The sequence below is a fragment of the Pseudomonas sp. TE36184 genome (genome assembly GCF_054060055.1).
Genome location: NZ_JBSSCU010000001.1, coordinates 4529435 through 4554883 on the forward strand (window position 1 = coordinate 4529435; position 25449 = coordinate 4554883).

The 25449-nt window shown below is 62.0% G+C and carries 26 protein-coding genes and 2 pseudogenes; 13 read left to right on the forward strand and 15 right to left on the reverse strand.

What is annotated here, in order from left to right; genetic code table 11:
* Positions 1-2 precede the first annotated feature (2 nt).
* Positions 3-755, reverse strand: a complete 753-nt coding sequence (locus ACVWZP_RS20325) for a gluconate 2-dehydrogenase subunit 3 family protein (RefSeq protein WP_288076512.1) — start codon at positions 753-755, stop codon at positions 3-5.
* 281 nt (positions 756-1036) lie between these two features.
* On the opposite strand from ACVWZP_RS20325, the gene ACVWZP_RS20330 reads away from it, so the two are divergent.
* The gene (locus ACVWZP_RS20330; RefSeq protein ID WP_046381547.1) at positions 1037-1723 is read left to right on the forward strand and encodes a tyrosine-protein phosphatase; all 687 of its coding nucleotides are present in this window, start codon (positions 1037-1039) and stop codon (positions 1721-1723) included.
* Positions 1724-1730: 7 nt separating this feature from the next.
* On the opposite strand, the gene ACVWZP_RS20335 is transcribed toward ACVWZP_RS20330, so the two are convergent.
* Positions 1731-2003, reverse strand: a complete 273-nt coding sequence (locus ACVWZP_RS20335; protein ID WP_046381548.1) for a YheV family putative zinc ribbon protein — start codon at positions 2001-2003, stop codon at positions 1731-1733.
* Positions 2000-4051 (reverse strand): oligopeptidase A, encoded by a 2052-nt coding sequence (gene prlC, locus ACVWZP_RS20340; RefSeq protein WP_046381549.1) that lies wholly within the window; start codon positions 4049-4051, stop codon positions 2000-2002. Before prlC ends, ACVWZP_RS20335 begins: the two co-directional genes overlap by 4 nt.
* 102 nt (positions 4052-4153) lie before the next feature.
* Here prlC and ACVWZP_RS20345 point away from each other — a divergent pair, with 102 nt between their 5' ends.
* The gene (locus ACVWZP_RS20345; protein ID WP_017848994.1) at positions 4154-4696 is read left to right on the forward strand and encodes a gamma carbonic anhydrase family protein; all 543 of its coding nucleotides are present in this window, start codon (positions 4154-4156) and stop codon (positions 4694-4696) included.
* Positions 4693-5352 (forward strand): HAD family hydrolase, encoded by a 660-nt coding sequence (locus tag ACVWZP_RS20350; protein WP_457370101.1) that lies wholly within the window; start codon positions 4693-4695, stop codon positions 5350-5352. The genes ACVWZP_RS20345 and ACVWZP_RS20350 overlap by 4 nt, the downstream gene beginning before the upstream one ends.
* A gap of 86 nt (positions 5353-5438) precedes the next feature.
* Here ACVWZP_RS20350 and ACVWZP_RS20355 read toward each other — a convergent pair whose 3' ends face one another.
* Complete coding sequence (locus ACVWZP_RS20355) at positions 5439-6482, reverse strand: aminopeptidase (RefSeq protein ID WP_057004936.1); 1044 nt, start codon at positions 6480-6482, stop codon at positions 5439-5441.
* A 110-nt stretch (positions 6483-6592) separates the two neighbouring features.
* Here ACVWZP_RS20355 and ACVWZP_RS20360 point away from each other — a divergent pair, with 110 nt between their 5' ends.
* A complete protein-coding gene (locus ACVWZP_RS20360; RefSeq protein ID WP_017848991.1) occupies positions 6593-7015 on the forward strand; it encodes a PA0061/PA0062 family lipoprotein in 423 nt (140 codons plus the stop codon).
* Here ACVWZP_RS20360 and ACVWZP_RS20365 read toward each other — a convergent pair whose 3' ends face one another.
* Both ACVWZP_RS20365 and ACVWZP_RS20370 read right to left on the reverse strand, forming a co-directional pair.
* Complete coding sequence (locus ACVWZP_RS20365; protein WP_017848990.1) at positions 7016-7255, reverse strand: DUF1161 domain-containing protein; 240 nt, start codon at positions 7253-7255, stop codon at positions 7016-7018. It abuts the gene before it with no gap.
* A 142-nt stretch (positions 7256-7397) separates the two neighbouring features.
* Entirely contained in the window at positions 7398-7829 is a 432-nt protein-coding gene (locus tag ACVWZP_RS20370; protein WP_017848989.1) for an OsmC family protein, read from the reverse strand.
* 216 nt (positions 7830-8045) lie between these two features.
* On the opposite strand from ACVWZP_RS20370, the gene ACVWZP_RS20375 reads away from it, so the two are divergent.
* Positions 8046-9047, forward strand: coding sequence for an LLM class flavin-dependent oxidoreductase (locus ACVWZP_RS20375; RefSeq protein WP_017848988.1), 1002 nt, complete (start codon positions 8046-8048; stop codon positions 9045-9047).
* Positions 9048-9108: 61 nt separating this feature from the next.
* Here the strand turns inward: ACVWZP_RS20375 and ACVWZP_RS20380 are convergent, their stop codons facing one another.
* The gene (locus ACVWZP_RS20380) at positions 9109-9333 is read right to left on the reverse strand and encodes a DUF1161 domain-containing protein (RefSeq protein WP_017848987.1); all 225 of its coding nucleotides are present in this window, start codon (positions 9331-9333) and stop codon (positions 9109-9111) included.
* Between the two features lie 115 nt (positions 9334-9448).
* Positions 9449-9664 (reverse strand): dodecin, encoded by a 216-nt coding sequence (locus tag ACVWZP_RS20385; RefSeq protein WP_017848986.1) that lies wholly within the window; start codon positions 9662-9664, stop codon positions 9449-9451.
* 156 nt (positions 9665-9820) lie between these two features.
* Here ACVWZP_RS20385 and ACVWZP_RS20390 point away from each other — a divergent pair, with 156 nt between their 5' ends.
* Complete coding sequence (locus tag ACVWZP_RS20390) at positions 9821-10147, forward strand: DUF883 family protein (protein ID WP_010565821.1); 327 nt, start codon at positions 9821-9823, stop codon at positions 10145-10147.
* Positions 10148-10155: 8 nt separating this feature from the next.
* Here ACVWZP_RS20390 and ACVWZP_RS20395 read toward each other — a convergent pair whose 3' ends face one another.
* Entirely contained in the window at positions 10156-11052 is an 897-nt protein-coding gene (locus ACVWZP_RS20395) for a LysR family transcriptional regulator (protein WP_177033149.1), read from the reverse strand.
* Between the two features lie 111 nt (positions 11053-11163).
* On the opposite strand from ACVWZP_RS20395, the gene trpB reads away from it, so the two are divergent.
* From trpB to ACVWZP_RS20415, 4 genes are all read left to right on the forward strand, one after another.
* Complete coding sequence (gene trpB, locus ACVWZP_RS20400; protein WP_017848984.1) at positions 11164-12390, forward strand: tryptophan synthase subunit beta; 1227 nt, start codon at positions 11164-11166, stop codon at positions 12388-12390.
* Entirely contained in the window at positions 12391-13200 is an 810-nt protein-coding gene (trpA, locus tag ACVWZP_RS20405) for a tryptophan synthase subunit alpha (RefSeq protein WP_046381551.1), read from the forward strand.
* Positions 13201-13336: 136 nt separating this feature from the next.
* Complete coding sequence (locus ACVWZP_RS20410; RefSeq protein ID WP_057004935.1) at positions 13337-13777, forward strand: anti-virulence regulator CigR family protein; 441 nt, start codon at positions 13337-13339, stop codon at positions 13775-13777.
* Positions 13778-13951: 174 nt separating this feature from the next.
* Positions 13952-15610 carry a BBE domain-containing protein gene (locus tag ACVWZP_RS20415; protein WP_177030071.1) on the forward strand — a complete coding sequence of 553 codons (1659 nt, stop codon included), beginning with the start codon at positions 13952-13954 and terminating at the stop codon, positions 15608-15610.
* A gap of 41 nt (positions 15611-15651) precedes the next feature.
* Here ACVWZP_RS20415 and ACVWZP_RS20420 read toward each other — a convergent pair whose 3' ends face one another.
* The 6 genes and pseudogenes from ACVWZP_RS20420 to ACVWZP_RS20445 all read right to left on the reverse strand — a co-directional run bounded on the left by ACVWZP_RS20420 (position 15652) and on the right by ACVWZP_RS20445 (position 21118).
* Positions 15652-16956 carry an MFS transporter gene (locus ACVWZP_RS20420; RefSeq protein WP_046484398.1) on the reverse strand — a complete coding sequence of 435 codons (1305 nt, stop codon included), beginning with the start codon at positions 16954-16956 and terminating at the stop codon, positions 15652-15654.
* Positions 16957-17131: 175 nt separating this feature from the next.
* A pseudogene (gene dgoD / locus ACVWZP_RS20425) lies at positions 17132-18281 on the reverse strand (galactonate dehydratase).
* A 48-nt stretch (positions 18282-18329) separates the two neighbouring features.
* On the reverse strand, positions 18330-18950 hold the full coding sequence (locus tag ACVWZP_RS20430; protein ID WP_017848979.1) for a 2-dehydro-3-deoxy-6-phosphogalactonate aldolase: 621 nt from the start codon (positions 18948-18950) through the stop codon (positions 18330-18332).
* A gap of 1 nt (position 18951) precedes the next feature.
* On the reverse strand, positions 18952-19911 hold the full coding sequence (locus tag ACVWZP_RS20435) for a 2-dehydro-3-deoxygalactonokinase (protein WP_457370102.1): 960 nt from the start codon (positions 19909-19911) through the stop codon (positions 18952-18954).
* A gap of 176 nt (positions 19912-20087) precedes the next feature.
* Positions 20088-20165, reverse strand: a pseudogene (locus ACVWZP_RS20440) (DOPA 4,5-dioxygenase family protein); the annotation flags it as partial.
* A 2-nt stretch (positions 20166-20167) separates the two neighbouring features.
* The gene (locus tag ACVWZP_RS20445) at positions 20168-21118 is read right to left on the reverse strand and encodes a choline sulfate utilization transcriptional regulator (RefSeq protein WP_017848977.1); all 951 of its coding nucleotides are present in this window, start codon (positions 21116-21118) and stop codon (positions 20168-20170) included.
* 103 nt (positions 21119-21221) lie between these two features.
* Between ACVWZP_RS20445 and betC the strand changes: the two genes are divergently transcribed.
* The 3 genes from betC to ACVWZP_RS20460 all read left to right on the forward strand — a co-directional run bounded on the left by betC (position 21222) and on the right by ACVWZP_RS20460 (position 25405).
* Positions 21222-22736, forward strand: a complete 1515-nt coding sequence (gene betC, locus ACVWZP_RS20450; RefSeq protein ID WP_128192138.1) for a choline-sulfatase — start codon at positions 21222-21224, stop codon at positions 22734-22736.
* Between the two features lie 15 nt (positions 22737-22751).
* Positions 22752-23675 carry a choline ABC transporter substrate-binding protein gene (choX, locus tag ACVWZP_RS20455; protein WP_046484407.1) on the forward strand — a complete coding sequence of 308 codons (924 nt, stop codon included), beginning with the start codon at positions 22752-22754 and terminating at the stop codon, positions 23673-23675.
* A 161-nt stretch (positions 23676-23836) separates the two neighbouring features.
* Entirely contained in the window at positions 23837-25405 is a 1569-nt protein-coding gene (locus tag ACVWZP_RS20460) for a SulP family inorganic anion transporter (RefSeq protein ID WP_457370103.1), read from the forward strand.
* Positions 25406-25449: the final 44 nt, after the last annotated feature.

Consider the following 25449-nt stretch of genomic DNA (forward strand, 5'->3'; position numbering starts at 1 on the left):
GTTTATGCCCTCTCGCCGCGAATGGAAACCGCCGGGAAGGGGTATTGCTCGTTGCGCTCCACCCAATCCATGAAGTCGGCGCGGGCGCCGGGGAAGCCGATCATGGTCCAGCCGACCAGGCCTTTATTGCCGCCGTGGATCGGATCGCAGAAGAAGCCTTCCTTGGTGTTTTGCAGCAGCAAATTGAAGAACATCTTCGGCGGCACCGCGTCGAAATGGGCACTCACCTCACTACCGCCAGCCTCCAGGCGGCGCAGCATGTCATCCTGGGTAGCGCTGTCTTGCGCAGCAAAAGCCTTGCCGTTGAACGCTTTCGACCAGGCATCCGTCGCGGCAATGCCCAGGCGATAGATGACCTTGGGTACCAACTTGCTCTGCCAGCCCATTTCCGGCGCGGCGTCGGCGTTGAACGGACCTTGCATGAACCACAGCGCGCCACTGGCGTAGGGCGTGTTCATCTGGCGGTCGATGTATTCCGCCGCACCGGCTTCCAGGGCGCCAGGGCCTTGGGCATCGGCGGGGATCAGGCGCGCCACGGCGGCGTTGATGAATGCCCATTCTTCGGCGCTGAAATAGCTCGGCTCATACGCCTTGTCGCTGACCGGCGGCGGAGCGGGGCTGGCTTGGGCCGGTGCGGGCGCGGCCATCAGCATCGAACCGCCAAGGCCGCTGCTGGCAACCGTGACCACCGGGATCAAGGTCAAGGATTTGCGCAAAAAGTCACGCCGGGGGTTGTCTTGATCTTGATCAGACATGGGTGTACCTCATCATGTGGTCACGGGTTTATCAGCCGCCTCTAGGAGCAGCTTGTGGTTTGGCAGCAGCAAGGTGGACCCCACCGATCCAAGCAGATAGAACGTAGCGGCAATCAATAGTTACAAATGATAGCAGGCTAAGTATAAAGAGAATCGATTCAGCGTCAAAACTGCACCATCGACGGTGATTCACATTTCTTTGACGCCCCCCTCACACCCCATTGACCGCGCCTGGCCGACTCTTGGCATCACCCGCCAACCCCCTATCGGTTACGTCGCCCATGTTCAATCATCAATGGCTACCGGCCCTCGGCCTTGCGTTCCTGGCACTGTTCACCAGCGCTCACACCTGGGCGGACGACAGCACATCCCTGCGTTCCCCCGAATGGGCGCAGCCGGTCGGCAATCAATACAACCTGCACCAGATGACGCCCACCCTCTACCGCAGCGCGCTGCCGGACAGCAATGCCGTGCCCCTGCTGGAAAAGCTCAAGGTCGGCACGGTGATCAACTTTCTGCCGGAGTCCGACGACAGCTGGCTAAAAAATTCTGATATCCGACAGATCCAGCTGATTTATCGCACAAATCATGTCGATGACGCTGACGTGCTGGCCGCACTGAGGGCGATCCGCGACTCCGAAGCCAACGGTGCAGTATTGATGCACTGCAAGCATGGCTCAGACCGCACCGGCCTGATGGCGGCGATGTATCGCGTGGTGGTTCAGGGCTGGAGCAAGGAAGAGGCGTTGAACGAAATGACCCTGGGCGGCTTCGGCAGCAGCAAGGGCTTCAAGGACGGCGTTCGCTACATGATGAAGGCCGATATCGACAAGTTGCGCACAGCCTTGGCCAATGGCGATTGCAGCACCAGCGCGTTTGCCCTGTGCTCGGTGAAAAGCTGGTTCAACACAGCCGGCAACAGCCATGTCGAACCTCAGAAAAGCACGCTGACGCTGACAACCCCCTGACAGGGTCTCAGTCTTTCTTCAGCTTGGGATTAGGAAAAAACTGTACCGACTGCACCGTCGGGTCCGGCGCTTTGAGCGCCGAGGTGTTGACCCGCGTGCCCAATTCCTTGGGCACTGACAAACCTTGATCATTCAAGGTGTCGGTATAGCCGCAGGCCACGCATTCGCGATGCGGCACGCTGTCCTCGGTCCACATCTTCAACTTGTCCGGCTCGCTGCACGCCGGGCAGACAGCCCCGGCGATGAATTGCTTTTTGGTAATCACTGGTACGTCACTCATGCTGCTGCGTCCTCACTCAGGCCGCTGTGGCGCAAGAGTGCGTCAATCGACGGCGCACGCCCGCGGAAATCGACAAACAACACCATCGGCGCCTGGGAACCACCACGGGCCAGGATCGCCTCGCGGAAAGCACGTCCGGTTTCGGCATTGAGCACGCCGTCTTCTTCGAACTTGGAGAACGCATCGGCCGACAGCACTTCAGCCCACTTGTAGCTGTAGTAACCCGCGGCGTAACCACCGGCGAAGATATGCGCGAAGCTGTTGGGGAAGCGGTTATAGGCCGGCGGACGCATCACCGACACCTCGTCGCGCACGCTTTCAAGTACCTGCGCCACACTGCGGCCATCGCCATGGGTGGCATGCAATTCAAAGTCGAACAGCGAGAACTCCAACTGGCGCACCATCATCAGGCCGGACTGGAAGTTCTTCGCCGCGAGCATTTTTTCCAGCAGGTCCTGGGGCAGCGGCTCGCCGGTTTCATAATGGCCGGAGATCAGCGCCAGGCCTTCCGGCTCCCAGCACCAGTTCTCCATGAACTGGCTCGGCAATTCCACCGCATCCCAGGCCACGCCGTTGATGCCGGACACGCCGGCATGCTCGACACGGGTCAGCAGGTGATGCAGGCCGTGGCCGAATTCGTGGAACAGCGTCGTCACTTCGTCGTGGGTCAGCAGGGCAGGCTTGCCGCTGTCGGCCGGGGTGAAGTTGCACACCAGGTTGGCCACCGGGCTTTGCAGCACGCCGTCGATGGTGCGGCGACGGTCGCGGGCGCCGTCCATCCAGGCGCCGCCACGCTTGTTGGCGCGGGCGTACAGGTCGAAGAAGAAGCGCCCGACGTGCTGGCCGTTTTCCTTGATTTCGAACAGGCGCACGTCTGGGTGCCAGGTGTCGAAGCCCTTCTGCTCGGCGATCTCGATGCCATACAGACGCTGCACGATGGCGAACAAGCCGCCAAGCACCTTGTCGATTGGGAAGTAGGCGCGCAAGGCTTCCTGGGACACGCTGTAGCGCTGCTCACGCAGTTTTTCACCGTAGAAACCGCTGTCCCAGCTTTGCAGGTCGGCGCAGCCTTGTTCGGCGGCGTAGGCTTTGAGCTGCTGCAGGTCCTGGGCGGCAAACGGCTTGCTGCGCTTGGCCAGGTCGCGCAGGAAGCTCAACACCTGGTCGCTGGAGTCGGCCATTTTCGTGGCCAGGCTCAATTCCGAGAAGGACGCGTAGCCCAGCAGCTGGGCGAGTTCCTGACGCAGGTCGAGGATCTGTTCCATGACCGGGCCGTTATCGTTCTGACCGGCATTCGGGCCTTGGTCCGACGCCCGGGTGCAATAGGCTGCGTAGATTTCTTCGCGCAGGGCGCGGTCCTGGGCGTAGGTCATCACCGCGTAGTAGCTGGGGAATTCCAGGGTGATCAGCCAACCGTCGAGGCCTTTGGCCTGGGCTGCGGCGGCCATTTGCGCCTTGGCCGAGTCGGTCAGGCCGGCGAGGGTGGCTTCATCGGTAACGTGTTTGGTCCAGGCCTGGGTCGCGTCCAGCAACTGGTTGGAGAACTTGCTGCCCAATTCGGAGAGCTTGCTTTGCACTTCGGCGTAGCGTTTTTGCTGCTCGGGCGGCAGGTCGATACCCGACAGGCGGAAATCGCGCAGCGAGTGTTCCAGGATGGTTTTTTGCGCCACGTCGAAACCGCCGGCTTCCGGGCTGCTGGCCAGGGCTTCGAAGGCCTGGAACAGTTCGCGGTTCTGGCCCATCTCGGTGGAATAAGCGCTCAACGCCGGCAGGCATGCCTCGTAGGCTTCGCGCAGTTCGGCGCTGTTGCACACGGCATTGAGGTGGCTGACCGGGCTCCAGGCGGCACCCAGGCGATCATTCAGCTCATCCATGGCGAGGACCAGGCCGGCCCACGTCGGATTTTTCCCCTGGCTTTGCAGGATGCCTTCGATGGCAAGCCGGTTGTCGGCGAGGATCTGTTCGATGGCCGGCTGAACGTGCTCGGCACGGATCGCCGAGAACGGCGGCAGGTCATAGGGCTGCAGAAGAGGGTTGTTCGCGCTCACGGTTGGCACCTTGGCTGAAGAAACATGTAAGAACAAAGATGGGGCCATCTTAATTACAATCAACGTCCACCGCAGCTATCAGCAGAAGAGAGAGAGGCTATCGTGACCCTTCGCACCTATCAGAACCACACGCCAACCCTGGGCGCCGGGGCTTTTGTCGATATTTCGGCGGTGGTGATCGGCGATGTCGAAATCGGCGACGACAGCTCGGTTTGGCCGCTGACGGTGATCCGCGGCGACATGCACCGCATCCGCATCGGCGCGCGCACCAGCGTGCAGGACGGCTGCGTGCTGCACATTACCCACGCCGGGCCGTTCAATCCCGATGGTTTTGCGCTGCTGATCGGCGACGACGTGACCATCGCCCACAAAGTCATGCTGCACGGCTGCACCGTCGGCAATCGCATCCTGATCGGCATGGGCAGCATCGTGATGGACGGCGCCGTGGTCGAAGACGACGTGATCATCGGCGCCGGCAGCCTGGTGCCGCCGGGCAAGAGACTTGAAAGCGGCTTCTTGTACGTCGGCAGCCCGGTTAAACAGATCCGCGAACTGACTGACAAGGAACGCGCGTTTTTCACCTACAGCGCAGCGAACTACGTGAAGCTCAAAGACCTGCACCTGGCCGAGGGATTCGATCAATGACTCTGCACCATCAAACCGTACTGTTCGATCTGGACGGCACCCTGACCGACCCGCGCGAGGGCATTACCCGTTCGATCCAGTACGCGCTGGGCAAACTCGGTATCGATGAGCCGGACATCACCCAACTGGAACATTTCATCGGCCCCCCGTTGCTGCAAGCCTTCATGCAGTTCTACGATTTCGACGAAGCCAAGGCCTGGGAAGCGGTGAATTTCTACCGTGAACGCTTCAAAGTCACCGGTTTGTATGAAAACCGCGTGTTCGAAGGGGTGATGCCGCTGCTCGAAGCCCTCAACAGCCAGGGGCGTCAGCTGTACGTGGCCACCTCCAAGCCGTGGGAATTTGCCCGCGAGATCGCCCGTCATTTCGATTTTGCCAAGCACTTCAAGGTGATCTACGGCAGCGAACTGGACGGCACGCGCACCAACAAGGTCGAGCTGATCGCCCACTTGATGCGCGAAGAACGCCTGGACCCGGCCACCACCTTGATGATCGGCGACCGCAAGCATGACTTGATCGGGGCGCGCAGCAATGGGCTGGATTCGGCGGCGGTCGGGTATGGGTTCGGCAGTTTCGAAGAGCTGAGTGCCGAAGCGCCGACCTGGCATTTCGAGACGCTGGCGCAGATGCATCAGGCGTTTTTGCAGCGGCCTTGAGGGCGCTATCGGGAGCAAGCTCCCTCCCACATTTTGATCCGTGTACGCAGGCCAAATGTGGGAGGGGGCCTGCTCCCGATGAGGCCCTACCGGCCAACACCTTCCAACTGCCTCAACGCCGCCTTACGCTGCGCCACCGGCAGTTGGCCCATCCGCTCCACTGCCGCATAGAACTTCAGCCAATCCCCGCCTTCCTGCCGGAACAACGCCGCAAATGCCGGCACCCACTGGTCATACAGCCCGAACGGTAAAAGCCGCGCATTGTTCATCGGCAGGTTCATCCAGGCGTCATAACGCTTGTCGCCGCCCCACTGACTGTCCCGCACCCGCCGGTAGTCGCTGCGCAAACGCTCGAATTCAGCCGCCTTGGCCCGCCGCATCGCATCGGCCGCCAAGGGCTGGGCGTAGAGTGTTTCCAGACGTTTGCGAGTATCGAGGAGCAACTGGGTAAATTGGTCACGCTGCTGCAGCGCCGCACTGCCGATCGGCGCCAGGCCACGGGCGGCGCGCCATTGGCGCGTGCCTTCCTGCTCGACGAACGTGGCAAAGGACTCGTTGAACTCGGTGTCGTCCTTCACGTAAAAGCGCTGGTGCGCCAGTTCGTGAAAGATCAACGTGGCCAGGCGCTCATCGCCCCAGCCCAGCATCGAACTCATGATCGGGTCATTGAACCAACCCAAGGTGGAATAGGCCTCGACGCCGCCAATCGACACGTCCATGCCTTGTTGCTTGAGCAACGCCGCCTCACCCCGCGCCGCGCCCTGGCTGTAATAACCGCGATAGGCGACACAGCCAGCGATGGGAAAGCAGTGATTTTGCGCCGACAAGGAAAATTCCTGCGTGGCAAAAACATTCCAGACCACATAAGGCCGGCCAATATCGGCGTACAACCGGTAACTCTGATTGTCAGGCAGGTGCAACTGCTCGCTGGCGAACGTGCGCGCCTTTTGCGATTGCACCAAGTGCTCACGTAACTGTTGCGGCCGCGCCGGGTCGGCAATCACCTTGGCCACCGGCTCCCGAGCCTGCAGCAACTGCCACTGGCCGCTGGCCAATTGGCCGTAGTAATCGACGCTGGAACAACCGCTGAGCAGCACCCACCACAACCCTGGAAGAAAACGCCTGATCATGCCGCGACTGCTCCTGGGTAATTGGCTCGCCAGCCTATCGTGACTGCCCGGCGTTTTTCCATGGCGTAGCGCGTTTATACTCAAGGCTCTCCTTGTGTTGAGTGCCCGCCATGCGCCAGCTAGTGCTTCCCATCGCCGCCCTGTTGCTCAGCGCCTGTGCTTTACCACCCATCCCGCCGATGGACGCGCAACAGGCCTGGGTCGATTTCGCCACCCCGACACCGGGGGCCAAGCTGGTGATGGCCCAACGTCTGGATGGGAAAAACCTCAACGACGGGCGCTTCTTCCAGGTCCCGCCGGGCAGTCACGAGTTGATGGTGCGGTTTGATTTCGAAGTGCCGACCGGCGGCAGCTTTGGCGGGTTGTCGCAGACCCAGGACCGGACCTGTTTCATGACCTTGCAGTACGACCACTTCGAGGCAGGCCAGCGTTATCGCCTGGAGGGGCGCTCGTTGTCCTACACACCGAATATCCGGCTGTACAACGCCGCGCGTCAGTTATTGGCGCAGGAGCGCAGCGTGAACTGCATCTGATCAGTCATTGTTCTTCTGGTAGATGATTGCCTTGGTACCGTTCTCACACGTGCCTACGACCATGGCGACATCGTGCTTGTCGGCTTCTTCCTTGCTGACGATTTCCAGGGTGTAGGACGGAATCGCCTTGGCCTGGATCTTCACTTCGATCTCTTTCCTGAGTTCTTCGCAGTCTTTGGGCGCGGCCACAGCCGATGTGGCCAATACACCGCAGATGATCGCCAAGACAAAACGTTTCATGTGTGAAGCTCCCTGAATGCACGCGCACGAATGTGCGCCTATGGCTGCATAGGCTATAGGACCACATCGGGGAAACACGAGTTCTGATTTAACGCACAACTGAATGTGGGAGGGAGCAAGCCCCCTCTCACCTAAGGCTGTGTCAGTCGACGAGGGTGGCGTCCAGGCTGATTTTCGCGTTCAGCACCTTGGACACTGGGCACCCTTCCTTGGCCTTTTTGCTCAGCTCATCGAACTGCGCCTGGCTCGCGCCGGGAATCTTGGCGTTGAGGATCAGGTGTACAGCGGTGATCGCAAAACCACCGTCGACCTGGTCCAGGGTCACTTCGGCCTGGGTGTCGATGCTGTCAGCCTTGAGCCCGGCGTCGCCGAGAATCATGGAAAACGCCATGGAGAAACAGCCAGCGTGGGCCGCACCGATCAACTCTTCAGGGTTGGTGCCCTTGCCGCCCTCGAAACGGGCCTTGAAGCCGTAGGGCGCTTCGCGCAGCACGCCGGTTTCCGTGGAGATGGAACCCAGGCCTGTCTTCAGATCACCTTCCCAATGCGCGGATGCTTTTTTAACGATACTCATAGCAGTCTCCTCAAACGATGGTTTTGCGTCAGTAAGGGTTCTGAGGATAGATGCTTTGGCAAAGTTCACTTGTAAGAGAAACCTAGCAACAAAGTAGGAAATTTCGCACGACCTATTGAATCTCGGGTATATGCCCTCATTGCATAGAACATGCACATGAAGCGGCAGGTTTTGGTTCGTCTAAGAAACCTGCGCCCTTATTGGAGAAGCAGGCTTATGAAATCGCTGTCCGACGTGAAGTTCTCGACCCTCGACCTGGTGCCCGTGCGGGCCAACGGCAGCGCCGCGCAGTCGTTGCGCAATTCCCTGGACCTGGCCCAGCATGTGGAAAAGTTTGGCTACAACCGCTTCTGGGTGGCGGAACACCACAACATGGACGGCATCGCCAGCTCGGCCACCTCGGTATTGCTCGGTTACCTGGCCGGCGGCACTTCGACCATCCGCGTCGGCTCCGGCGGCGTGATGCTGCCCAACCATGCACCGCTGGTGATCGCCGAACAATTCGGCACCCTGGAAAGCCTGTACCCCGGCCGGATCGACCTGGGCCTGGGCCGTGCGCCCGGTTCCGACCAGATGACCGCCCGCGCCCTGCGCCGTGAGCGCTCCGGCAGCGCCGACGACTTCCCCGAAGACGTGGCCGAATTGATGGCCTACCTCGGCCCGCGCACGCCCGACCAGCGGGTGATCGCGGTTCCCGGCACCGGCACCAACGTCCCGGTGTGGCTGCTCGGGTCCAGCCTGTTCAGCGCACAGTTGGCGGGGGAGCGCGGCTTGCCCTACGCCTTTGCCTCGCATTTCGCACCGCGCTTGATGCATGAGGCGATTCGTGTGTACCGCAATCACTTCAAGCCTTCGGCCGTTCTGGACAAGCCTTACGTAATGCTCGGCCTTCCGTTGGTCGCGGCGGATACCGACGAACAGGCCGATTACCTGGCCACTTCCGTCTACCAACGCATCCTGGCGCTGATGCGCGGGCAGAGCCTGGTGCAGCGTCCGCCGGTGGAAAGCATGGACGGCCTGTGGCTACCCCATGAAAAAGACGCGGTGGGCAGCTTCCTCGGCCTGGCGATGGTCGGCAGCCCGGCGAAGATCCGCGCCAAATTGGAAGTACTGGTCGAACAGACCGGCGCCGACGAGCTGATCTTTACCTGCGACCTGTACGAACACGCCGACCGGATTCATTCCTACGAGCTGCTCGCGCAGTTGATGAAGGGCTAAATCTGGCAGGCGAAAAAAAACCGACGCACGCGCGTCGGTTTTTTATGTCTGCAACGCACGATTAACCGCGCTTGTAGACGATTTCCTTGGTGCCGCCTTCGCAGGTGCCAACCACCTTGCCGTCAGCCGCAGCGCCTTTAGCCACCACTTCCAACGAATAACCCGAAGCACCCTTGGCGTCGATTTTCGCGGCAATTTCGCTTTTCAGCTCTTCACACGGCTTGCCCGCCGCCAGCACGGTGCCCGCCATGCTCAACAAACCTACTGCTAACAAGAACTTCTTCATCCGTCACTTCCCTTGCGCTGATCGAAACGAGCGTGCCGACGCTGGTCGCATCGGCCCCCATTGGTTGTAGCGCAGGTTATGGCAATCGGCCAGCCGGCAAGTTCAACGGTTTCGATCAACTACTGGCAATTCGGAACCCCACCTTCAGCGTAACCTGGAAGTGCGCAGCCTTGCCGTCCTTGATATGGCCACGGGTTTCGGTCACCTCGAACCACTCCAAATGCTTGATGCTCTTGCTGGCTTCAGCCAGGGCGTTGTTGATCGCCTCTTCGATGCTGGTGGTGGACGAACCCACCAATTCGACTTTCTTGTAAGTGTGATGATCAGACATGGCGTTTCTCCTGAGGGTCGTCAATAAAGCCTAGCAGTCAAAGCTCATACTGCTTCTGGCGACCGTTCCTACTCGAAAGTTCAGATTTACTGCACTTTCTGAAATGGCCGTAGTCGGTATCTACACACGCCACCTAATCACTTCAGGAGAGTCCACATGGCCAACACCTCTTTACGCAAAGCGTCGCTGGAAAGCATGGAAGCCGAGATTTCGAGCCTGCTCAAGTCTCTTGAGAGCCTCAAGGACGACGCATCCGATGAGTCGCTCAAGACTCTGAAGGCCCTGAAAAGCAATGCCGAGAACGCGCTCAAGCATTCTCGCCACCTGATCAGCGACGCCTACGAAGAAAGCAAAGTCAAAATCCGCGAAACCGGCGTGGCGACCCGGGACTACGCACAAGAACACCCATGGACTACCGCCGGCGTTGCCGTTGGCGCGCTGGGCCTGCTGGCGGCTTACCTTTTGTGCAAACGCGGTAACTGATCTGCCGGCTATACCGGCTGGCGCGACAGCTCAGCCTTGAGCCATTGCGCCAATTGCCGAGCGCGCCCGTCCGCGGCGCGCTTGGGTAGCCACAACGCCAGGTGCGCCGGGGTTTGCGTGAAACCCCACGGCGCCACCAGGCGACCGGCGCGCACGTCCTCCGCCACCAGCGGCTCCGGCGCGATCGCCACACCCAGCCCCGCAACCGCCGCTTCCAGCAAGTAATACAAATGCTCAAACCCCTGGCCGAGTTTTAACGCACCGGGTTCGATCCCGTGTTGCTGCGCCCAGCTGGGCCAGGCCTGCGGGCGAGACGTGGTGTGCAACAGCGCTTCGCCGCACAGCGCCGTGGCCGGGGCGTCGCGCAGGCGTTCGTAACCGGCGAAATGCGGGCTCATGACCGGGCCGATGCGTTCGCTGGCCAGCTCGTACACCTGCATATCCGCCGGCCACGGCGGTTCGGCGAACAACAGCAGGGCATCCAGGCCGGGACGGCGCGGGTCCAGATCACCTTCACCCGCCGACAGGTGCAAGCGCAGATCGGGCAGGTCGGCATTCAAGCGGCCCAGGCGCGGAATGAACCAGCGCGCCAGCAAACTGCCCGAACAGCCGAGGACGAACGGTGCATCGGCGCTGCTTTGGGTAATTTGCGCGCACACCTCCCTTAACCGCTCGAACGCCTCGGCACTCGCATCGCGCAGACGCACGCCGGCATCTGTGAGTTTGAGGCCGCGCCCTTCCTTGACGAACAGGCTGACCCCCAAATGTTCTTCCAGCACTTTAAGCTGGCGGCTCACGGCGCCATGGGTGACGTGCAACTGCTCAGCCGCCTGGCTCACGCTGTTGAGGCGGGCCGTGGCTTCAAAGGCGCGCAGGGCATTAAGGGGCGGGAGGTCTCGGCTCATCTGTGAGTTTTCCTGACAGGTTGCAGCGATCTTATCGGTTTTCAGCCTTGGGCGTCAGGGGTAGAGTGAGCGTCATTGCTTCCCACCCGAATTCTTTTCCTGGAGCGTCCCATGACTCAGTCCCAGACCGATCTACGCAACGGCCCTGACGCCAACGGCCTGTTCGGCGCATTCGGCGGCCGCTACGTCGCCGAAACCCTGATGCCGTTGATCCTCGACCTGGCCCGCGAGTACGAAGCGGCCAAGATTGATCCTGCGTTCAACGAGGAATTAGCCTACTTCCAGCGCGACTACGTCGGTCGACCAAGCCCGCTGTATTTCGCTGAGCGCCTGACGGAGTTCTGCGGCGGCGCCAAGATTTACCTCAAGCGCGAAGAGCTGAACCACACCGGCGCGCACAAGATCAACAACTGCATCGGCCAGATCCTGCTGGCGCGGCGTATGGGTAAGAAACGCATCATCGCCGAGACCGGCGCCGGCATGCACGGTGTGGCCACCGCCACCGTGGCCGCGCGTTTCGGCCTGCAATGCGTGATCTACATGGGCACCACTGACATCGAGCGCCAACAGGCCAACGTATTTCGCATGAAGCTGCTGGGCGCTGAAGTGATCCCGGTGGTCGCCGGCACCGGCACCCTCAAAGACGCGATGAACGAAGCCCTGCGCGACTGGGTGACCAACGTCGACGACACGTTCTACCTGATCGGCACCGTTGCCGGCCCGCACCCTTATCCTGCGATGGTGCGCGACTTCCAGTCCGTGATCGGCAAGGAAACCCGCACCCAGCTGCAAGCCCAGGAAGGCCGCCTGCCGGACAGCCTGGTGGCGTGCATCGGCGGAGGGTCCAACGCCATGGGCCTGTTCCACCCGTTCCTGGATGACAGCAGCGTCGAGATCATCGGCGTGGAAGCCGCGGGCTTTGGCATCGAAACCGGCAAGCACGCCGCCAGCCTCAACGGTGGCGTACCGGGCGTACTGCACGGCAACCGCACCTTCCTGCTGCAGGACGACGATGGCCAGATCATCGACGCCCACTCGATTTCCGCCGGCCTCGACTACCCCGGCATCGGCCCTGAGCACGCCTGGTTGCACGATATCGGCCGCGTCCAGTACACCTCGGTGACCGACCACGAAGCGCTCGACGCCTTTCACAAATGCTGCCGCCTGGAAGGGATTATTCCTGCACTGGAAAGCGCCCACGCCCTGGCCGAAGTGTTCAAACGCGCGCCGACCCTGCCGAAGGAACACCTGATGGTGGTCAACCTGTCCGGCCGTGGCGACAAAGACATGCAGACCGTGATGCACCACATGGAACAGTCCCAGCAGGAGAAACACTAAATGAGCCGCCTGCAAACCCGCTTTGCGCAACTCAAGCAACAAAACCGCGCCGCCCTGGTGACCTTCGTCACCGCCGGCGACCCCGGTTACGACACCTCGCTGGCGATCCTCAAGGGCTTGCCCGCCGCCGGTGCCGACGTGATCGAGCTGGGCATGCCCTTCACCGACCCGATGGCCGACGGCCCGGCCATTCAACTGGCCAACATCCGCGCGCTGAGCGCCAAGCAAAACCTGGCGAAAACCCTGCAGATGGTGCGCGAGTTCCGCAAGGACAACAGCGACACCCCGCTGGTGCTGATGGGTTACTTCAACCCGATCCACAAATACGGCGTGCCGGCCTTTATTGCCGACGCCAAGCAAGCCGGCGTCGACGGCCTGATCGTGGTCGACCTGCCGCCCGAACATAACGGCGAGCTGTGCGACCCGGCCCAGGCGGCAGGCATCGACTTTATCCGCCTGACCACGCCGACCACCGACGACGTGCGCCTGCCGACCGTGCTCAACGGCAGCTCGGGCTTTGTGTACTACGTGTCGGTAGCCGGTGTGACCGGTGCCGGTGCCGCCACCCTGGAACATGTCGAAGAAGCCGTGGCCCGCCTGCGTCGCCATACCGACCTGCCGATCAGCATCGGTTTCGGTATCCGCACGCCGGAACAAGCGGCCGCCATCGCGCGCTTGGCAGATGGTGTGGTGGTGGGTTCGGCGCTGATCGATCACATCGCCAACGCCAGCAACGACCAGCAAGCCATCGACGGCGTGCTGAGCCTGTGCGCGGCGCTGTCGGAAGGTGTCCGTAACGCACGTAAGTAAGCGCCTCGTATGCGGTAGGTAAAGTTCCTGATACACAGGAATCAACTGGCAACACCGTGGCCTAAACAACAAGACCAAGGGATTTCGAACCGTGTTCGCAATCCCTTTTTTGTATGCGTGCCCCGAGGAATTCCCGATGAAAATGCGCAAATCCGTGATTGCTGGTTGTGGCGTCCTGGTGCTTGCCGCCAGCGCCCTGGTGCAAGCCGCGCCGCCTGACCAGCGCGGTGACGACCGTGGCGGCCCACAAGACCAGCACGAGCAACGTGGCGACGACCATCGCGGCCCGCAGGACAACCATCGCGGCGGCCCGCCCCAGGACTTCGGCCCGGTGCGCCAGATCATCCACGACAACCACGGCCAATTCGGCCGTGGCGCGCCGCCGCCGCCGAATGTGCGCCTGGTCCGTGGCCGGCCGCTGCCCCACGGCTACTACGGCGAACGCCTCGACAACCGCGCCCTGGCACGCCTGCCGTACTACGAGGGTTACGAATGGCGCCGTTCAGGCCCGGACGTGGTGCTGATCGCAGTGGGCACCGGTATCGTCTATGAGATTCTGGAAGGCGTGTTGAACTGACGCCACGGTTCCGCGATTTCTTCCGCTAGGCTTAAGGGGCGAACCGTTCGTTCCCCCTTAACGCACTTCATGCCTATTGCCGTCTAACCACCTCAGCAAGCCCCGGTATTTCTTGCGCTCCCGGTCGTTAAGTTAGCCGCATCAGAAGTCATTCTTGGCTCTATGGAGTACATCATGGCATTTGATCTCATCACCGAATCGGACCGCCGTCACGCCACCTTGCAAAAAGGCTTCAACCTGCGCTGGCCGTTGGGCAACGTGCAGGGCCAATCCTCCCCCAACGGCGCCAACCTGATTTACCTCTGTTACAGCCCCCAGGACATCATCGACGCCGCGGCGCAGGCCCTGGCCGTTGCCAATGGCCGGATTACCGTGCGCAGCGGCGGCCACTGTTACGAAGGTTTCGTCGCCAACAAGATGCCCAACAACCCCAATGAGGTATTGGCGATTCTGGATATCGGGCAAATGAAGCAACTGGACTACGATGCCGACGGCCAACTGCACTCCCAGTTGATACCGACCTTGCCCTATCGCTACCGCTTTCGCCTGGAAGCCGGCGGGCAGAACTGGGACGCCTACGTCGCACTGTACACGTTGGCCAACAAGACCCTGCCCGGTGGTTCGTGTTATTCGGTGGGCCTGGGCGGGCACATCTGCGGTGGCGGTTATGGCTTGCTCTCGCGCAAACACGGCCTGGTGTGCGACTGGCTGTCCGGTGTCGATATTCTGGTGCCCAACGCCCAGGGCAACGGCCTGACAGCGCGTCATGTCTGCCGGGAGAGCACCGACCCGGACGAACTGGACCTGTTTGCCGCGTGCTGCGGTGCCGGCGGCGGGCAATTCGGGATCATCACCAGTTATTACTTCAAGGACCTGCCGGACGCCCCCAAGGAGGTGCTTTGGCTGGTACTGGAATGGGACTGGGCGATGCTGACCAAACCGGCGCTCGACCGATTGCTGGTGGCCTATCAAGCCTGGTTCGCCCAACATCAGGCCGACCCGGACACCTGGGGCCTGGCGACCAAGCTGGAAATGCGCCACCAGCACACCGGCAACGTCACGCTGGGCATTCACTACGTGGACAAAGACGGCGAGTTGAACGATCAGGCGCCCTTCGACGATTTTGTCACGACGATGCTGGACGCCATCGGCATTGCCGCCAGCGAATCGGTGACACCGTTTCACGTGATCCACCTGCCGCGAAGCAACCCCACCGGGCGTGTCATCAACTCCTTGAGCACGGCGCGGGCCGTCGTGCGCCGCCTCGACTGGCTGCCGTGCCAGCAAACCCTCAACGGCTCCGGCGACAACCAGCGCGGGCGCTATAAGTCGGCCTATCAGAAAGGCATTTTCACGCCGCAGGTGTTATCCGCGATCTGGACCACACTGACCTGGCCCGACCCGGCGAACGTGTTGACCCAAAGTCTCATACAGATCCAGTCGTTCGGCGGGCGCATCAACCAGCCAGATCCGGCGGTGCGGCGCGAATCGTCTGCGGCCCAGCGCGGCTCTTTCCTCAAGTGGCAACCGCAGTGTTATTGGCGCGATGCCAGTGCCGCCACCGACCAGGCACATGCCGATTGGATTCAGGGGCTGTTTTTCAACGCCTTCGCCAACGATCAAGGCGTGCCGCTCAACGCGGAGTTCGAGGGCTGCTACATCAATTACCCCGACCTCGACATGACGCACCTCGGCGGCAACCCGGCGAACGCCAAGAACCCCCAGTGGTACACGGTTTTCTTCCCCGACCTGATCATCGAAAGCCGGCTGCGGCGTACCAAGCAGCGCTGGGACCCGCTGAATATATTCCACAACGAAATGTCGGTGCCGTAAGCCGCAAATAAAAACGGGCGACCCCAAGGTCGCCCGTTTTTTTACAACTCGATCCGTTCGACCTTGCCCACCAACAAGATGTAGGAAAGCGCCCCGAGCAACGCCAGCACTGCGATATAGGTGATCGCCGGTGCGAACGAATCGCCGCTGGCCAGGAAGCCAATCACGATCGGCGTGGCAATCGCCGCCAGGTTGCCGATGAAGTTGAACACGCCACCGGTCAAGCCGAGCAAGCGAGCGGGTGCCAAGGTCGACACCAGCGACCAGGTGATCGACGCCAGGCCATTGCCGAAGAACGCCACCGCCAGGAACGCAATCACCCAGGCCGTCGAATCCACGTAGTTGGCGCCAATGATCGCGGTGGAAATCAACAGCCCGCCGATGATCGGCAACTTGCGCGCAAAGCCCACTGATGCGCCGCGGCGAATCAACCAGTCGGAAAAAATCCCGGAGCACAGCACGCCGACAAACGCCGCGAGGAAGGGCAGGGAAGCGAGCAGGCCGGATTTGATGAAGTCCATCCCGCGATATTTCACCAGATAGGTCGGGAACCATGTCAGGAAGAACCACAGCGTGGAGTTCAGGCAGAACTGCCCCAGGTAGATGCCCCAGAGTTTGCGCTTGCTCAGCACGATGCCCAGGTCGACCCAACTGAACGGTGCCTTGGCGGTTTGCGCCTGCATGTCCACCAGCCCGCCGCCGGCACGGATCAGTTCGATTTCAGCGGCGTTGGCGCCTTTGAAGTCCTTCGGCTCGCGGTACACCGCGTACCAGATCAGCGCCCAGAGGATGCCGACGCCGCCGGTGGTGACAAACACCATGTGCCAGCCGTAGTGGTGCTGCAACCAGGCCAGCACCGGGGTGAGAAACGCCAGCCCGACGAACTGGCCGGAGGTGTAGAAGCCAATCGCCGTGGCGCGCTCACGCTCGGGGAACCACGTGGTGACCACGCGGCTGTTGATCGGATAGGCCGGCGCTTCCAGGGCGCCCACCGCCATGCGCAGGACAAACAGCGCGATGAAGCTGGCCGCAAAGCCGAGCATTACAGTGGCGATGGACCACAGCAGCAGGGCCACGGTGTAGAGGATGCGCGGCGGCACCCGGTCGACCAGCCAGCCACCGGGGATTTGCATGGCGGCGTAGGTCCAGCCGAACGCCGAGAAAATCAGCCCGACATGCACCGGGTCGATGCCCAGGTCGCTGGTCAGGGCCGGGGCCGCGATCGACAGGTTGCTGCGGTCGAGGTAGTTGATCACCACGGTGATAAACAGCAGCACCATGATGAAGTAGCGCTTTCTGCTAGGCGTGACTAAAGAAGCCTGCCCGGTGAGGGATTCAGGGTGCATGGGGTTGTCTCTTCTTATGTTTATTGAGGACGGACTTACTGACCAAACCAGCTCAAATGTGGGAGGGGGCTTGCCCCCGATAGCGGTGAACCAGCCGCCGAAGATGTCGACTGACACTCAGCTATCGGGGGCAAGCCCCCTCCCACATTTTTTGCCACATTTTTTCAGGCAGACATCACCACTCGGCAAAACTGCCGTCGGCATGGCGCCAGATCGGGTTGCGCCAGCGATGGCCGATGGCCGCGCGTTCGATCACGTATTCCTCGTTGATCTCGATGCCCAGGCCCGGCCCGTTGGGGATCTTCACGAAGCCCTGGTCATAGTCGAACACGCCCGGGTCGCGCACGTAGTCGAGCAGGTCGTTGCTCTCGTTGTAGTGAATGCCCAGGCTTTGCTCCTGGATAAACGCGTTGTAGCAGACCGCGTCCAGCTGCAGGCAGGCGGCCAGCGCGATCGGGCCCAGCGGGCAGTGCAGCGCCAGGGCCACGTCGTAGGCTTCGGCCATGTTGGCGATCTTGCGGGGTTTCGGTGATACCGCCAGCGTGGGAAGCGTCCGGCTGGATGATGTCGACGTAGCCTTCGCTGAGCACGCGTTTGAAGTCCCAGCGCGAGAACAGACGCTCGCCCAGGGCAATCGGGGTGCTGGTCAGCGGTGCGAGTTCCTTCAGCGCTTCGTAGTTTTCGCTGAGTACCGGCTCTTCGATGAACATCAGTTTGTACGGGTCCAGCTCTTTCATCAGCACCTTGGCCATGGGCTTGTGTACGCGGCCATGGAAGTCGACGCCGATGCCCACGTTGGGGCCGACGGCATCGCGCACGGCGGCGACGTTGGCCAGCGCCAGGTCGACTTTTTCGAAGCTGTCGACGAACTGCAATTCTTCCGTGCCGTTCATTTTCACCGCAGTGAAGCCACGGGCCACGGCCTCTTTGGCGGCGCGGGCGGTGTCGGCGGGGCGGTCGCCGCCGATCCACGAATACACGCGAATCTTGTCACGCACCTGGCCGCCCAGCAGGTCGCTGACCGACACGCCCAGGGCCTTGCCCTTGATGTCCCACAGCGCCTGGTCGATGCCGGCCAGCGCGCTCATATGCACGGCGCCGCCGCGATAGAAACCGCCGCGATAGAGCACGGTCCAGATGTCTTCGATATTGCGTGGGTCTTTGCCGATCAGGTAGTCGGACAGTTCCTCGACCGCAGCCGCCACCGTGTGGGCGCGGCCTTCGACCACGGGTTCGCCCCAGCCGGTGACGCCCTGGTCGGTCTCCACTTTGAGGAAGCACCAGCGCGGTGGGACGATGAAGGTAGTCAGTTTGGTGATTTTCATCTTCTTATCTCTCTTGTCGATGCAGCGCCCAAGGCGCAAAGCTTGCGATCAGTTCAAGGCGTTCCAGGCCGCGACATACGCCTGGGCACTGCTCGCCACCTCGGCCACGGACATGCCCGGCTTGAACAATCCGGACCCCAGGCCGAAGCCCCTGGCGCCGGCGTCGAAATACACCTGCATGTTGGCCGGGCTCACGCCGCCGACCGGCAGCAACAGCGTGCCCGCCGGCAACACCGCCAGCCACGCCTTGATCACCGCCGGGCCCATTTGCTCGGCGGGGAACAGTTTCAATACGTCGGCGCCTTCGGCCAGCGCGGCGAACGCCTCGGTCGGGGTGGCCACACCTGGCGACAGGTACAGGCCGGCGGCTTTCGCGGCACGCAAGACCTTGGCGTCGCTGTGGGGCATCACGATCACCTGGCCACCGGCGGCCTTGACCTGCTCGACCTGCGCCGGCGTCAACACCGTGCCGGCGCCGATCAGGCAATCGGCGGGCAGGCTGTCACGCAGGGTGCGGATGCTGGTGTAAGGGTCCGGCGAATTGAGCGGGACTTCGATCACGCGAAAACCGGCGCGGTACAGCACCTGGCCAATCGCCTCGGCTTCGTCCGGGCGCACGCCGCGCAGGATCGCGATCAAACCGTTTTGCGTGAGTGCTTGCTTGAGCATGTCAGGCCTCCATTGCTGGTTGAATGAGCCCGGCGGCCTGGGCCAACTGCCAGAGGCCGCGTTCGCTGGCCTCTTGCGCCAGGCTGACGTGGGCGAAGCCGCAGAGGCCGAGGGCACGCTGGTAACGTGTACAGAGCGGTGCGGCGCCGACCAGGATGATCGGCTTATGTTGGGCGGCACCGGGCAAGCCGGCGAGTTCATGGCCGATCAACAGACCGGAAAGGTAGTCGGGCTGCTGGTCCGGGGCGAGTTCGCCGGTCAAGCCCAGGGTGCGTGCGCTGAACAGCGTCGACAGCACGCCGCGCTGGCCGTCTGCCGACAGCGCCACGCGCACGCCGCGGTCGAAAGCCGCCGCCTGGAAGTGTTCGGCGGGTTGTTGGGTGCGCCCGAGCAGGCTGTGCTTGCTCAGCACCGCGAACAGCTCGCCGGTCATGAAGGTGTCGAAATGGGTGATACAGCCATCGACCACCTCGACCCATTTGGAATGGCTGCCGGGCAGGCCGATCAAGACCTCGGCGCCAAGGCCTTGCAGCACGCCGAGTACCTGGGTTTCTTCGCCGCGCATCACGTTGGGCAAGCCGACCTGCTCGATCACGCCGGGCACGATATGCACATCGACGCCGCGCACACTGCGCACGCGGTGCAATGCTTGGCCGAGGCTGGCGACGTCGACCGGGGTGTTGCGGTAGGCCGCTTCGCTCCAGCCCTGGGCGCTGCCGACCATGCCGCAGGCGATCACCGGCAAGCCCGGTTGCGCGTCGAGCCAATCGCCACAGGCCGCGTCGAACGCCAACTCGAAGCCATCGCTGCAGCAAACGCCGGCAATCTCCCGGGGCTGGCTGGGCAGGTGCATGATCCCCGACGCCAACGCACGTTGTTCCAGCACCACGCCTGCGGGGCCGAGTTTATAAGCACGAAGGGAACTGGTTCCCCAATCGAGCGCGATCAATTGCGCCGGCATCGCTTCACCTGAAATGAGTGGGTGCTGAAAAAAGCAGATGGGCGAATATAAACCTATGCTCGGCGATATCTCAATATATAAATATCAATCCCATATATTGGAATGAATCGAGATAAATCCTACAACCACTCCGCCTTTTACTGCGGGAACGGCCAGGCTTTATCTGATAAGAGAGGTTAAAAAACCGACAGATTCAGTTCGCGTATCGCACCCATCCAGATCGCGTACTCGGTGTGGTCCTTCAGGTCATCGCCCCCTAGACCGCAATCGACGGCAGGGCCAGCCCGGTCAGCGACTGTGCACTGCGCGCCTGCTCCGCCACCAGCCAGTCGACGAACCGCTCGACCAACTGCCCCCGCCGTTTGCGCTGCGGCTGCACCACGTAGTAGCCGAAGCGTGAGATCACCGTGTCGCTGATCGGCCGGCACAGCCACTTCTGTTCCAGCAGGTTGTCCACCAAGTGGCGCCAGCCGATGGCCACGCCCTGGCCGGCAATCGCGGCCTGGATCAACAGAGTGTAGTTATCGAAGCGCAGTTGGCCGGGGGTCGGCGTGCTGGTAATGCCCAGTTCGCGGAACACGCCGCTCCAGTCGAACCACTGGCTGGTGTGTTCCTGGCGCAGGTGCAGCAAGGGGCAGTCGGGCAAGGTCTGCACGGTCAGCGGCGTGGCCTGGTCCTTGAGCCATTGCGGACTGCACACCGGGAACACTTCCTCATTGAACAGCCACAGGCTGTCGCCCTGCTTGAAACGGCCGTCGCCAAACAGCACCGCCACGTCGATATCGCTGCGCAACGTGGCATGATTGCGCTCGCTGGTCACCAGGCTGACGTCGACCTGGGGGTTGGCCGCATGGAAGCGATGCAGGCGCGGCATCAGCCAGTAGGCGGCGAAGGCGAAGTCGGTGGCCACTTGCAGCACTTCGTGCTGGTCCTGCTGGGTGATCGCGCTCAGGCCCTGGTTGATGGTCTGCAAACCGCCCTGGACATGTTCGAACAGCAGCGCGCCGGCGTCGGTCAGCTCGATGCCACGGTAGATGCGATCAAACAGGCGGATCGCCAATTGCTCTTCGAGGCGCTTGATCTGCTGGCTGATGGCCGGTTGGGTGGTGCCCAGCTCCATCGCCGCAGCGGTAAAACTGCGGTGGCGCGCCGCCGCTTCGAACGCCCGGAGCAGATCGAGGGATACGTCGCCGAAGGCTTTATACATAAGCTGTACTTATCCTAGACATTGCCTTTCATGGGCTTTACCCCATTTTCCATGGGCTGCATGCTCATTCGCATAAACACCGCCTATGGAATGCCGAAGACCCATGAAGCGCAAGAACATTCTTTTCATCATGGCCGATCAAATGGCCGCGCCGATGCTGCCGTTCTACGGACCTTCCCCGATCAAGTTGCCGAATCTCAGTCGCCTCGCCGCACAAGGCGTGGTGTTCGACGCCGCCTACTGCAACAGCCCACTGTGTGCGCCGTCGCGCTTTACCCTGGTCAGCGGCCAGTTGCCGAGCAAGATCGGCGCCTACGACAACGCGGCAGATTTCCCCGCCGATGTGCCGACGTATGCCCACTACCTGCGTCGTCTCGGCTACCGCACCGCGCTGTCGGGCAAGATGCATTTCTGCGGGCCAGACCAGTTGCACGGTTACGAAGAGCGCCTGACCAGCGACATCTACCCCGCCGACTATGGCTGGGCGGTGAACTGGGATGAGCCGGACGTGCGCCCCACCTGGTACCACAACATGTCCTCGGTGCTGCAAGCCGGGCCGTGCGTGCGAACCAACCAACTGGATTTCGACGAAGAGGTGGTGTTCAAGGCCCAGCAGTACCTGTTCGACCACATTCGCGAGGGCGGCGACCAGCCGTTCTGCCTCACCGTGTCGATGACCCATCCCCACGACCCGTACACCATTCCCAAACCGTTCTGGGATCTGTACGACGACAGCGACATCCCGTTGCCCACAACCCCGGCCCAGGGCGATCTCGACCCGCACTCCCAGCGCCTGCTCAAGGTCTACGACCTGTGGGACAAGCCGCTGCCAGTGGACAAGATCCGCGATGCGCGCCGCGCCTACTTCGGCGCCTGCAGTTACATCGACAGCAATGTCGGCAAGCTGCTGCAGACCCTGGAAGACACCGGCCTGGCCGACGACACCCTGATCGTTTTCTCCGGCGACCATGGCGACATGCTCGGCGAGCGCGGCCTCTGGTACAAAATGCACTGGTTCGAAATGGCCGCCCGCGTGCCGCTGCTGATCAGCGCGCCGGGGCAGTTCGCGGCGGGCCGTGTGACCCAGGCGGTCTCCACCGCCGACCTGTTGCCGACCCTGGTGGAACTGGCCGGCGGCGAACTCGAACCGCACTTGCCCATGGACGGCCGCTCGCTGGTCCCGCACCTGCAAGGGCAGGGCGGGCACGACGAAGTGTTCGGCGAATACATGGCCGAAGGCACCCTCAGCCCGCTGATGATGATTCGCCGTGGCGCCTACAAATTCATCTACAGCGAAGACGACCCCTGCCTACTGTTCGACATACACAACGACCCGCGCGAGCAGGAAGAACTCAGCCAATCGCCGCAGCATCGGGCGCTGTTTGCCGCCTTTCTGCTTGAGGCGCGGGCCAAATGGGACATCCCGGCGATCCACCAGCAGGTGCTCGCCAGTCAACGCCGTCGCCGCCTGGTCTATCAGGCGCTGACCCAGGGCAAGCTGAAGAGCTGGGATCACCAGCCGCTGGTGGACGCCAGTCAGCAATACATGCGCAACCATATCGACCTCGACGACCTGGAGCGCAAGGCACGTTATCCACAACCCTGCCAAAACCAATAAAACAGAGGGAAGGCCATGCAAAAATTGACTGTGGTGCTGGGCGTAATGGGCATGGCGGCGTTGAGCAGCGCCACCGTGTATGCAGACGCCGGTTGTGAGACGGTGAGGATGGCCGATCCCGGCTGGAGTGATATTGCCGCCACCAATGCCGTCGCCGGTTTTCTGCTGACGGGCATGGGTTACAAGCCCAAGGTCGACACCCTGGCGGTGCCGATCACCTTCGGCGGGCTCAAGGACGGCCAGGTGGATGTGTTCCTGGGTAACTGGATGCCGGCGCAGCAAGGTTTCTACGACAAATTCGTGGCCAACGGCGATGTGGTGCAGTTGGCGAAAAACCTCGACGGCACCGAATTCACCCTGGCTGTGCCGGACTATGTGTGGGACGCCGGGGTGCATGACTTTGCCGACCTCAACTCATTCGCCGACAAGTTCGACAAGAAGATCTACGGCATCGGCTCCGGCGCGCCAGCGAACCTCTCGCTGCAGGAGATCATCAAGAAGAACGACTTCGACCTGGGCCAATGGAAGCTGATCGAGTCCAGCGAACAGGCGATGCTCGCCGAAGTCTCACGGGCGGTGAAGAAACAGCGCTTCATCACCTTCCTCGGCTGGACCCCGCACCCGATGAACGTGCAGTTGAAAATGCATTACCTCAAGGGCGGCGAGAAGTACTTCGGCGACACCGGCAGCGTGTATACCCTGACGCGCAAGGGTTATGCACAAGCCTGCCCGAACGTAGGAAAACTGCTGACCAACCTGAGTTTCACCCAGGCGATGGAGAACAGCATCATGGCCGCGGTGGTCAACAACAAGGTCAGCAATGCGGATGCGGCGAAGGCGTGGATCAAGGCCAACCCGGCGGTACTGGAGCAGTGGCTCGACGGCGTGAAAACCGTGGACGGCCAGGACGCGTTGGCCGCCGTAAAAGCCAAGCTCTAAAGCCCACCACTATCCAAATGTGGGAGGGAGCTTGCTCCCGATAGGTGAGTGTCAGTCGACATCTTCGGCGGCTGGTTCGCCGCTATCGGGGGCAAGCCCCCTCCCACAAAAAGCCGGTGTGTACTGATACCCTGAGCCAAACCTTTCAACCCGAGTTTGCGATGCCCCGGCCCAACCGCCACACACTCTTCCCCTTCCTCAGTTGGCTGCCGCGCCAAACCCGCGCCAGCGTCGGCCGGGACGCGATCGTCGGCCTCAGCGGCGCGGTGCTGGCCTTGCCGCAGTCGATTGCCTACGCGCTCATCGCCGGTCTCCCACCGGAATACGGCCTGTACGCCGCGATCATCCCGGTGCTGATCGCGTGCCTCTGGGGTTCGTCCTGGCACCTGATCTGCGGCCCCACGGCGGCGATATCCATCGTGCTCTACGCCAGCGTCAGCCCCCTGGCCGTGCCGGGTTCACAGGACTACATCACCTTGATCCTGCTGCTGACCTTCCTCGCCGGGGTGTTCCAGTGGTTGCTCGGCCTGCTGCGCTTCGGCGCGCTGGTGAATTTCATCTCCCATTCGGTGGTGCTGGGGTTCACCCTCGGCGCCGCCGTGGTGATTGCCCTCGGCCAACTGCCCAACCTGTTGGGCCTGGATTTGCCGAGCCAGGCCACGGCGATCAACAGCCTGATGGCACTGATCGAGCACGGCGGCGAGTGGGACCACGCCTCACTCGCCCTGGGGCTCGGCACCTTGCTGGCGGGCGCGCTGCTCAAGTACCTGCTGCCGCGCTGGCCGACGCTGTTGATCACGCTGGCGCTGGGCAGCCTGGCCGCCTGGCTGTGGCCGGCGATATTCGGGCAGGTGGCGCTGGTCAGTGCGTTTATCGGCAAGCTGCCGCCATTCAGCCCGTTGCCGCTGGACCTGGACATGCTCTTGCGCCTGCTGCCCAGCGCCGTGGCGGTGGGTATGCTCGGGCTGGTGACCAGCCTGTCGATCGCGCGCTCGCTGGCGGCGCGCTCACAGCAATTGCTCGACGCCAACCAGGAAGTTCGAGCGCAGGGTTTGTCCAATATCGTCGGCGGATTTTTCTCCGGCTACCTGTCGGCCGGTTCCTTTACGCGCTCCGGCCTCAGCTATGAAGCAGGCGCCTGCTCGCCGCTGGCGGGGGTGTTTTCCGCCCTGTGGGTGGCGTTGTTCGCACTGTTTGGTGCAGCGCTGATCGCACATATACCGATCCCGAGCATGGCCGCGAGCATCCTGCTGATCAGTTGGGGCCTGGTGGATCATCGGGGCATTCGCGCGTTGTTCCGGGTCAGTCGCGCCGAGTTTGTGGTGATGAGCCTGACCTGCATCGCCACGTTGCTGCTGGAGCTGCAAACCGCGATTTACGCCGGAGTGCTGGCCTCGCTGTTTTTCTACCTCAAGCGCACCTCGCAGCCGCGGGTTCAGCAATGGCGCGACGGCGAGGAAGAGGTGTTGCGGGTCGGTGGCTCGATCTTTTTCGGCGCCAGCCATTACCTGCAAGTTCGCCTGCAAAGCCTGCAGAGTGAGCGGGTGGTAATCGAAGCGCAGCAGATCAACTTTATCGACTATTCCGGGGTGGAGATGCTGCACCAGGAAGCGCGGCGACTAAGGACGATGGGCCGTAGCCTGACCTTGCGCCGGGCCAGGCCGCAGGTCGTCGAGGAGTTGAAAAAGCTGGAAGGCGCCGACAATTGCCCCATCCATTTCGAAGACTGAATGTGGTCAAACAGGTGGGAGGGGGCTTGCTCCTCCCACCTTTC